Genomic DNA, 9,499 nt, shown 5'->3' with positions numbered 1-9,499 from the left:
GCGGGGGATGGTGGACCCGACGGGTTGGATGTCGGTGTGGCCGATCGAGGTGACCGTCATGGGGAGAACCTCCCGATCAATCCGTTGCCTTCCGGAGAACGCGGTACGTGGCTGGATCTGGCCCATCAACGGAACCACGCATGCTTGATCATGACCATGGGGCGTGGTGTTAATTCGCGGTGACCGCGGCCGTGGCCGTCGAGATTCCGCAGGTGGGGCGGTGTTCCGGGAGTTCCTACCGGGCCTCGGCGAGGAACGCCAGGCTGAGCGGGTTGTAGAGGTCGGCCTTCTCGTGCTGTGGCCAGTGCCCGCACTCGTTGAAGATCTCCAGGCGGGCGCCGGGGATGGCGGCGGCGATGGCTTCGGCCTCCGGGACGTCCCCGAACGGGTTCTTGTTGGCCCAGACCACGAGGGTGGGTGCCTTGATCCTGGCCATACGGTCCGGCCTGAGCAGGTTGCGTTCGCGGGTCTCGACCTCCTGGAGAGCCAGCAGGTTGTGCAGGTTCCGCTGGAAGTCGGGCTGGTGGTAGATCTCGTACCGCACTTGGGTCAGCTCGTCGCCGAGGTCCTCGTCCCACTCGGCCCACAGCAGCCGCAACCGGTCCCGGGTGAGGGAGATGTCGTCCTGCAGCGCGGCGGCCCGTGTCGAGGTCTTCAGCCGTTCCATCACCGCCGGGTTGACCTTCGTACCGCCCATGCACAGCAGCTGCAGCGAGGCGACCCGGTCGGGGTACTCGCTCGCCGCCCAGGACGACACCCAGCCGCCCAGCGACTCGCCAACCAGGTGGGCGCGTTCGGCTCCCACCGCGTCGAGGTACGCCATCAGGTGCTCGACGTACGCGGGAATCTCGCCGGGGCGGTCAGGCTTGCCCGTGTAGCCGTGGCCGAGCATGTCGATGGCGTGGCAGCGGTAGCGCTCGGCGTGCACCGGGATGTTCTTGACGAACGCCTCCAGGTGGCCGGTCGTGCCGTGCAGGAACACCACGTGCTCGCCGTCCTCGGGCCCTGCCTGCAGTGCGCGGGTCCTGATGCCGCCGGCGTCGACGTATGCGTGCCGGTAGTCGATGCCCGAAAGTTCGGTCCAGATGCTCATGGCTGCCTTTCCTGGGTGGTGCGTGCGGGGTCGAGGACGGCGACGGCCATGCCGGTGAGCCACTCGGGCATGGGCTCGTACGCCAGTCGGCGGGCGGGTGCGTGGTCGAGCAGTGCCGCCGTGAGCAGCCAGGTGCGCAGCTCCTGCGCTCCGTTGCCCGCCGTCTTCTCCAGCGCCTCGGTGGTGTACTCGGTGATGCGGTGCGTCTGGCCGCGCTCCACGAGGGAGAGGAACTCGTCGTCGAACTCGGGGTTGAGGGCGGCCTCGGCGGCCCGGATGATCTCGCGGCGCCGGGCGTCGTAGTCCTGCCAGTTCTCCCGGCCGTTGAGCCAGGCGCCGACCATGAACTCCTCGTCCTCGCCGTGCGGTTCGCGCCAGTCGGGCCAGGGCAACCGGTGCGAGAGTCCGCCGGAGCCGATCACCGCCACGCGGCGGTCGCCGGGGAAGGCGAGTACGGCGTCCCTGATGGCGCTGCCCAGCTGCTCGCAGCGCGCGAGGGTGGGCAGCGGGTGGGCGAAGACGTTGACGACGAGCGGGACGATCTCCACGTCGAGGCCGTCGAGCAGGTACTGGATGGCGTGCGACTGGCCGTGGTCGATCTGCAGCCTGGCCGAGTACGCGGGGTCGAAACGGCCGCCTTCCACAAGGGAGTTGGCGATGTGCCGGGCAAGCGGCACGTCCACCGGCTGCGGCCCTTTCGGGGTGCCGGACTCACCGCTCGCGATGCACTCGCCGACGCCGAGGGTGAAAGAGGGGATGAGGTCCAGCCAGAAACCCCGGAAGTGGTTGGAGCCGACGAGGATCACGGTGTCGGGGCGGGCCGCCGCGATCTCGTCGCGCGCCTCCTTCAGCGCGTCGCGGAACCGTTCGGCGCGGTCCTTGTGGAGGGTCTCCTCCCAGTGGGTGTTCATCAGGGTGCTGTGCGAGGCACCCACGCCCAGGACGATCTCGGTCATGCCGCCTCTCCTTCCACTTCTTCCACCTCGGTGCGGGAGCGGGTGACGGTGTCGACGGCCGTACGGATCAGATGGCGCGTCAGCTTCTCCATGGCCCGTACGGAGACGGTGTTCATTCCCCGCGCGAAGTCGATCTCGAAGGGAGCCTCGGCCTCGGCGACCTTCGGCATGCCGACGCGGACGGCGGGGATGCCGCGACCGCGCAGGATGTTGGCGTCGGTGGCGCCGCTGTTGCCGCGGACGACCTCGTGTTCACGGCCTTCGAGGGCCTCCCAGCCGGCTTGTGCCGTACGGAAGATCCAGCTGTCCGGGTCGGTCCGCGTCCCGGGGATCGCCAGCACCATCTCGGCGGTGACGTCGAGTCCGGGCAGCTTGGCGCGGATGGTGTCGAGGGCGGCGAGGAACTCCCGCTTGGCCCGCATGGGCGTCGTGTCGGGGCTGATGCGGAGGTCCACCATGAGGGTGCAGGCGGCCGGGGTCACGGCTGCCATGCGCGGCCAGCCGCCGCGTACCGACGACACGATGCCCTGCGGTGCGACGGTGCCGGCGGTGTGGCGGTCGGCGTACTCGACGAACCACTCCTCCAGGTGCCGGGCGACCTCCCCGGCGCGGGCGATGGCGTTGTCGTACGGCAGGCGGTGCCGCGAGCCGACGTACGTGTGGGTGCCGCGGACGGTGACCTCGAACCAGACGAGGCCGACCTCGTCCCAGGAGACCGTCCAGCCGGGCTTGGCGATGACCGCGTAGTCGGCCCATACGCCCTGCTCCAGCAGGAACGAACAGCCCACGCCCTGACCGGTGTTGTACCGGACGCCGACCGGACGCGCGTTGGTGGGCATACCGCCCGCTCCGAACGCCGCGACGAGGTCGCCGGTGAGCGGGATCCCGGCCCGGGCGATCGCCTCGGCGGCCATCATCACGCAGGCGGCGTGCCCCTTCGGGTTGGACGCCCCGAGTCCGGTCACCAAGTCCCCGTCGACGACGGCCTTCGGACGCATGTCGTCCCTCAACTCCGGCCCGATCCAGGGCAGATCCTCGCTCTCCTCGCCCACGGTCAGGGTGTCGATCGGGGCGTAGAGCATGAGGTCGGGGCCGGTGCCGTCGCCTTCGACGCGTGCCCAGGCGTTGGCCTGGCGGTCGTCGAGCGGCTGCACCTCGGCCCGGCATCCGGCGTACGAGAGAGTGGCGGCGATGTGCTGAGCGAGGGGGCCCTCGTCGCCGGTCGGGCTCGGGATGCCGACCAGGCCGACGATCAGTTCGCGCAGCCGGTCGCCGGTGACGTGCCGCCAGGCTTCGGCGGTCCAGGCGCTTCGGCGGTCGTCCAGTCCGGCCAGGCCGGCCGGTTGGCCGCTGGTGCCGCCGGTCATTGGTTGATCCTGTGGACCTGGGTCATGGTGGTGCGCTCGAAGCGCTTCTTGGCCAGCGGGAGGCCGACGGCGATGGCGGCTCCGGCCAGCAGGGTGAGCAGGGTGCGGCCCATGGTCAGCCCTTCTTTCCGTTGGCGGGACCGGTCTTTTCATCGGCGGGTCCGGCGGCGCCGACCGCGGCGAGCTTCTTGCCGTACTCCTCCTCGCTGAGGTTCCGCCAGGCGGTCAGCGAGATGTCGGGGCGGTAGAGCTTCTCCGGTGGCGCGTCGGTGACGTCGACCATCCAGGCGTCCTGGCCCGAGAACTGGCCGTGGAACAGCCAGCGGATGGCGCCCAGGTACTTGGCGTAGAAGCCCAGGGTCTTCCAGCCCTCGGTGAAGTTGACCATCACGCCGACGTAGCGGTGGTTGTCCGCGTCGACCGGGACGTAGAACTCGTAGTGGATGAAGTTCGGGTAGGCGATACGCAGCACACCCGGCATCGACAGGGACGCGAAACCCGGGAACTCCTGTGCCTCGATGGTCGGGTCAACCTTGTCGGCCTTGCCGGTGTTGCCGAGGTTGAAGGTCTCCTTGGGCGGCTGCTGCTTCCACCAGCGCTTGTTGGACCAGCGGCCCACGCCCGGGAAGTCGGCCTCCCAGTGGACCTCGTCCTGCACCCGGAAGATCCAGCGCCCCTGGGGGACGATCCTGGTGATGTTCCAGGTGGGCATCGCCTTGAACAGACGCCACAGCGCGGTGCGGTGCAGGTACTTGGCGTGCCCCTCGTCGAAGCCGTTCTCGCAGGCGAACCGCCAGTTGCCGCCGCGGGGTTCGATGCGGCCGCCCATGACGAATCCGTTGGAGACGAGCTCTTCGGGAAGCTGCTCGTCGATCGGGGGCGGCTCCTCGTCGGCGACGGGGATGTACACCCACACCATGCCGAGGCGTTCCTCGACCGGGTACGTCTTCACCTCGACCTTGCCGGTCAGCCGGCAGTCGGGGCCGTCGGTGATGACCGCGCAGAGCTTGCCGGTGGGCAGGTCGAACGTCCAGCCGTGGTACGGGCAGCTGACCGTGCCCGGGAACTGCTGGTTGCCCTCGGAAAGCGGCACCCCGCGGTGCGGGCAGCGGTTGTGCAGCGCGTACACCGTGCCGCCGTCGCGGATCAGCGTGATCTTCTCGCCGCAGAGCGTGAACGGGAGCGGTTTGCCGGTGATGTGGCTGGACCAGGTGACCGGATACCAGTAGCCGCGGAAGCCGGCCGCCGCCGCGTCGTAGTGCGGCCACGACGACCAGTCCTGCCGGCCGGGCTGCCCCGCCGGTCTGCGGCTGCCTCGGCCGGTGCCCTTGGAGGCGAGCGAGCCCTCACCCGTCGTCATCGTGCGTGACCTCCTGCTGCCGTCGGAACATGGCATTGAGCATCGGGGGGCGCACGGGATCCGCCTACGGACCTGTTCCGCTGAGCAGACCGCGCCGGATCTCCACGACGGCCGCGCCTGCGAGGGTCCCGTCATGGATGACATGGATGACGTAGATGACAGGGAGGATCTGTTCTCTCCCGATCTCTTTTCTCTCGCGGGACGCACCGCGCTGGTCACGGGCGGCAGTTCGGGTATCGGAGCGTCGGCCGCCCGCGCGCTGCGTGCCATGGGCGCGAAGGTGGCGGTCACGTCCCGGGACTCCGGGCGGGCCCGGTCGGCCGCGGAACGACTGGCGAAGCAGCGGGTGCCGGCCCGGGGAACCAATACCGCAGGGGAACCAGAGGTGATGGGCCTGAGCTGTGAGGTCACCGACGAGCGAGAGGTCGACGCCGCCGTCGCGGCGGTCATGGAACGGTGGGGCAGGCTGGACGTCCTGGTGACCAGCGCGGGCAGGCTGGCCCGCGGTTCCGTGACCGACCTGCCCACCGAGGACCTGCACGGTTGCTTCGCGACCAACGTGTTCGGCACCTGGTACGCCTGCCGGGCGGCCGCGCGCGTGATGACCGGTGCCGGATTCGGGCGGATCATCACGCTCGGCTCGGTGCTCGGCTCGGTGGGAGCGCCTCAGCGGGGCGCGTACGCCGCGTCGAAGGGAGCTGTCGTACAGCTCACGAAGTCGCTTGCCCTGGAGCTCGCGGACAGCGGGGTGACCGCGAACTGCCTGCTGCCCGGCCCGGTGCTCACCGAGATGAACGAGGGTGCACGCGACGATCCGGTCGCCGCCGCGTTCGTACGGCAGGAGGTGCCGCTCGGCAGGTGGGGCGAGGCCCACGAACTGTCGGCCGCGCTTCTTCTGCTGGCCTCGCCCCACTCGGCGTATCTCACCGGCGCCGTACTCCCGGTGGACGGCGGCTACCTGGCCCATTGACGGCTCTGCGCGTCCCGCTCAGCGGACCACGATCCATGCCCGGCTGCCGCTGCGCGTTCTACGGTTCGCCCACCACGACGCACCCCGAGGACCAGCCGGAACCGGCGGTCTCCCGTCAACCCACCGAGGCACTTATGGAGACACGGGCCAACAGAAAGCACCCCTTTGCGGGTGTCGTCGCCCTCTTGGCATTGATGTCCCTGACCGCGTGCAGCGCGGCCACCACCGACTCCGCCGGCGGTTCCGGCGCCGGCGCGGCCACCGGCCCCAAGGTCCGGATAGCCGTCGGCATCGACCCCTCCTTCGCGCCCTTCTTCCTCGCCGACGAGCAGGGGCTGTGGGCGGAGAACGGTCTCGATGTCGAACTCGTCCAGTTCGGGCGGGGCGGCGAGGGCGTCGACGCCCTCGCCGGCGGCCAGGTACAGCTGGCCGGGAACTCGGACACCACCACCATCGGCATGCTCCGGCAGAACTCCGGCCTGCGGTCCCTCCTGGTGTACGAGGAGTCGGGCCGCTACCTCAAGGTCGTCCTCGGCCCCGAGGTCGCCGACCCCTCGAAGATCCGCAAGATGGCCGTCGTACCGGGGCTCTCGGAACTCGCGGCGACCCGCTTCCTGGAGTCGAAGGGGATCGACACGAAGTCGGTCGACTTCGTCACGGCCGACCCGCCGGAAATCCCGGCTCTGCTGGAGAAAGGCGACGTCGACGCCTATGTCCTGTGGGAGCCCTGGCCGGCCAAGGGCACCGAGCTGGGCGGAAAAGTCCTGGAAACCACCGGCGACTACGGTCTGGCGTACGCCCACTGGCTCATCGCGGACAACAAGTGGCTGACCAGCAACAAGACCACGGCCGTCAAGATCGCGCAGACGCTCCAGGAAGCGGCCCGGCTCACCGAGTCGGACCCGGACGGGGCGGCGAGCGCCACCCAGAAGGCCGCGAAGGTTCCCACCGCCCAGACCCTGAAGGCGATCAAGGAGATCGACTTCGACGTACGCGACATCACCGCACAGGACCTCGAGGGATACGCCTCGACCGCCGAGTTCTACGCGGACACCGGCAAGGTCGAGTCCCCGCCGGACGTGGCGCGGGCCGCGCTGCGCGGATGGTTCACCGAACAGACGAAGGGATCATGATGACGAAGGCCATCGAGGCCGACCGGCCGCCGTCCGGCTCGCCACCCGTGGGCGGCAGCCGCGGCGCGGCGGTGTCCGTCGACGGAGTGGACATCCGGTTCGGCTCCTTCCACGCCGTACGCGGTATCTCACTGGACATCGCCGCCGGTGAGTTCCTGTGTCTGCTCGGTCCGAGCGGCTGCGGCAAGTCCACTCTGCTGTCCGCGCTGGCCGGCTTCGTACGGCCGCACCAGGGCGCCCTCACCGTCGACGGCGCCCCGATCGGCGGTCCCGATCCCGACCTGGGCATGGTCTTCCAGAGCAGTGAGGCGCTCTTCGACTGGCTGACCGTGCGCCAGAACGTGGCATTCGGCCCCCGCATGCGCGGCAAGTCCCGTGCGGAGCAGGCCGAGTTGGCCGACGAGTACCTCGCCCTGGTCGGGCTGCGGCACTGCGCCGACCGCTTCCCCGACCAGCTCTCCGGCGGGATGCGCCAGCGGGTGCAGATCGCCCGCGTGCTGGCGAACGAGCCGCGGGTCGTGCTGATGGACGAGCCGTTCGGCGCGCTCGACGCACAGACCCGGCAGGTGATGCAGGAGGAGATGAACCGTATCTGGCGGGCCTCGGGCTGCACCGTCGTCTTCGTCACGCACGACATCGACGAGGCGATCCTGCTGGCCGACCGCGTCGCCGTCATGACGGCGGGCCCTGCGGCCTCGGTCAAGTCCGTCTACCCCGTAGACCTGCCCCGGCCGCGCGACGAGACCGACCCCGCGGCACTCGAACTGCGCCGCGCCCTGCGGGACGACATCGGCGAAGAGGTACGCAAGGCCCTGCGCGACCAGGGCCTCGACGCGGAGGTGGACGCATGACGGTCGTCACGGCGAAACCCGCCGCCGAACCCCGTGTCGAGCGGCGTGCGTTGCGGGACGCCGCGCGAGGACTGCGCGGGATCGGCCTGTCCGTGGTGTCCGTCCTCGTCGGCATCGGGATCTGGCAGCTGCTGGCGATGCAGTACGGCGCCTCCCTGGTCGCCTCCCCCAGCGCGACCCTGGACGCGGCGGGTGAACTCGCGGGCGACGGAACGCTCACCAACTCGATCATCGCCTCCAGCCGCCGCATCCTGATCGGCTGGGGACTCGGTCTGCTCGTGGGCGTACCGGTCGGCCTGCTCATCGGGCAGATCAAGATCGTTCGCCAACTCCTCGATCCCTACATCGAGTTCTTCCGCTTCATTCCGCCGGTCGCGTTCGTGACGCTGGCGGTGGTGTGGCTGGGCATCGGCGAGTCGTCGAAGGTCGTGCTGATCTTCTACACGGCGGTCTTCATCGTCACGCTGAACACGAGCGCCGGCGTCATGGCCGTGAGCGAGTCGAAGCTGCGCGCGGCGGCGAGTCTGGGCGCGAGCCGCCGGCAGATCCTCCAGGGGATAGTGCTGCCGTCGACGGTGCCGTACATCGTCACCGGGGCCCGCCTCGCCATGGGAAACAGCTTCCTGACCATCGTCTCCGCCGAGATCGTCGCCGCCCAGGTCGGGCTCGGCTCGCTGATCTGGACGTCCCGCAACTACGGCCGCATCGACTGGGTCTTCGTCGGGATCATCACCTTGGGCATCCTGGGTTTCGTCTTCGACCGCGTGCTGCGGATCGTGGCCTCCCGGGTCCTGCGTCGATACGGAGTGAAGCTGTGAGTGGCGAGACCTCGCGTGCCCTTGTCCTGGAAGAGTTCGGCACCCTGCCCCGGCTGGTGGAGCGGCCGGTGCCCGTTCGCGAGCCCGGCCAGACCCTCGTACGCGTACGGGCGGCACAGGTGGCCCACCTCGATCTGAACGTCGTGGACGGCAAGTTCGGCATTCTCCCGGATCTGCCGGCCGTGCCGGGCACCACGGCGTGCGGGGTGGTCCTGGCCTCGGACACGCACGCCGAGGGCAGCCTTGTCAGGATCAACGGCAAGGGTCTTGGGCTGCGGCGCGACGGCTGCTGGGCCGAGCACGCGGTCGTGCCGGACGCCGCCGCGCTCCCCGTGCCCGAGGGCACGGACCCCGCGCTCGCGTGCAGCTTCTTCTCGCCGGCCGGCACGGCCTGGGCTGCGGTGCACTCGGTCGCGGCGATACGGCCCGGAGAGCGCGTCATGGTGACCGGCGCGGCGGGCGCGGTCGGCGCGCTGACCGTACAGGTCGCCGCGCGCGCCGGAGCCGAGGTGATCGGGGTGGTGGGCCGCCCGGCCAAGCTCGGCCATGTGCCGGCGCCCGGGAAGCCGGTCCTGGCGGCCGAGTTGTCGCCGGAGTCGGTGGGCGGGCCGGTGGACGCGCTGATCGACACCGTCGGCGGGCCGGTGCTGCGGGACGCCCTCGGGCTGGTCCGCCCGCGCGGGCGTGTCGCACTGGTCGGCTACACCGCCGGGCGCGACTTCACCGTGGACCTCGCGGACTTCCTGCTCGCCGACGTGGCCCTGCTGCCCGTCAATCTGATGTCACGGGGCAGGGAGGTCGCCGCGGACGCCGAGCGGATGCTGGGCGAACTGGCCTCAGGGGAGCTGACGTTGCCGATCGAACGGTACGGGCTCGAAGGGCTGGCGGAGGCCGTGGAGAGGCTGCGGACCGGGGAGGCGGTGGGGAAGGTGGCGCTGGACTTGTCCTGAC

General features: G+C 70.2%; 9 protein-coding genes. 5 read left to right on the top strand and 4 right to left on the bottom strand.

The features are described from left to right. Window positions 1-235: 235 nt before the first annotated feature. The 4 genes from G5C60_RS32140 to G5C60_RS32125 form a co-directional block, all read right to left on the bottom strand. Window positions 236-1,093, bottom strand: a complete 858-nt coding sequence (locus G5C60_RS32140; RefSeq protein ID WP_165264529.1) for an alpha/beta fold hydrolase — start codon at window positions 1,091-1,093, stop codon at window positions 236-238. Beyond that, window positions 1,090-2,049 carry a DODA-type extradiol aromatic ring-opening family dioxygenase gene (locus G5C60_RS32135; protein WP_165264528.1) on the bottom strand — a complete coding sequence of 320 codons (960 nt, stop codon included), beginning with the start codon at window positions 2,047-2,049 and terminating at the stop codon, window positions 1,090-1,092. Before G5C60_RS32135 ends, G5C60_RS32140 begins: the two co-directional genes overlap by 4 nt. Then, complete coding sequence (locus G5C60_RS32130) at window positions 2,046-3,416, bottom strand: M20 family metallopeptidase (protein ID WP_165264527.1); 1,371 nt, start codon at window positions 3,414-3,416, stop codon at window positions 2,046-2,048. Before G5C60_RS32130 ends, G5C60_RS32135 begins: the two co-directional genes overlap by 4 nt. Before the next feature lie 115 nt (window positions 3,417-3,531). Beyond that, window positions 3,532-4,776 carry an aromatic ring-hydroxylating oxygenase subunit alpha gene (locus G5C60_RS32125; protein WP_165264526.1) on the bottom strand — a complete coding sequence of 415 codons (1,245 nt, stop codon included), beginning with the start codon at window positions 4,774-4,776 and terminating at the stop codon, window positions 3,532-3,534. A gap of 142 nt (window positions 4,777-4,918) precedes the next feature. On the opposite strand from G5C60_RS32125, the gene G5C60_RS32120 reads away from it, so the two are divergent. The 5 genes from G5C60_RS32120 (at window position 4,919) to G5C60_RS32100 (ending at window position 9,498) form a co-directional block, all read left to right on the top strand. Next, window positions 4,919-5,746 carry an SDR family NAD(P)-dependent oxidoreductase gene (locus G5C60_RS32120; protein ID WP_165264525.1) on the top strand — a complete coding sequence of 276 codons (828 nt, stop codon included), beginning with the start codon at window positions 4,919-4,921 and terminating at the stop codon, window positions 5,744-5,746. 194 nt (window positions 5,747-5,940) lie between these two features. After that, on the top strand, window positions 5,941-6,879 hold the full coding sequence (locus G5C60_RS32115; RefSeq protein WP_241267231.1) for an ABC transporter substrate-binding protein: 939 nt from the start codon (window positions 5,941-5,943) through the stop codon (window positions 6,877-6,879). Continuing rightward, window positions 6,876-7,730 carry an ABC transporter ATP-binding protein gene (locus tag G5C60_RS32110; RefSeq protein WP_241267228.1) on the top strand — a complete coding sequence of 285 codons (855 nt, stop codon included), beginning with the start codon at window positions 6,876-6,878 and terminating at the stop codon, window positions 7,728-7,730. The genes G5C60_RS32115 and G5C60_RS32110 overlap by 4 nt, the downstream gene beginning before the upstream one ends. Continuing rightward, complete coding sequence (locus G5C60_RS32105) at window positions 7,727-8,548, top strand: ABC transporter permease (protein ID WP_165264524.1); 822 nt, start codon at window positions 7,727-7,729, stop codon at window positions 8,546-8,548. Before G5C60_RS32110 ends, G5C60_RS32105 begins: the two co-directional genes overlap by 4 nt. Beyond that, window positions 8,545-9,498: a zinc-binding dehydrogenase gene (locus G5C60_RS32100; protein WP_165264523.1), complete on the top strand. Its 954-nt coding sequence runs from the start codon at window positions 8,545-8,547 to the stop codon at window positions 9,496-9,498. Before G5C60_RS32105 ends, G5C60_RS32100 begins: the two co-directional genes overlap by 4 nt. The last annotated feature ends 1 nt before the right edge of the window (window position 9,499 follow it).

The sequence above is a fragment of the Streptomyces scabichelini genome, assembly GCF_011045015.1.
Classification (GTDB): Bacteria; Actinomycetota; Actinomycetes; order Streptomycetales; family Streptomycetaceae; genus Streptomyces; species Streptomyces scabichelini.
The sequence above is the reverse complement of the archived record's forward strand: the minus strand, read 5'-3'. Positions and strand labels throughout refer to the sequence as shown.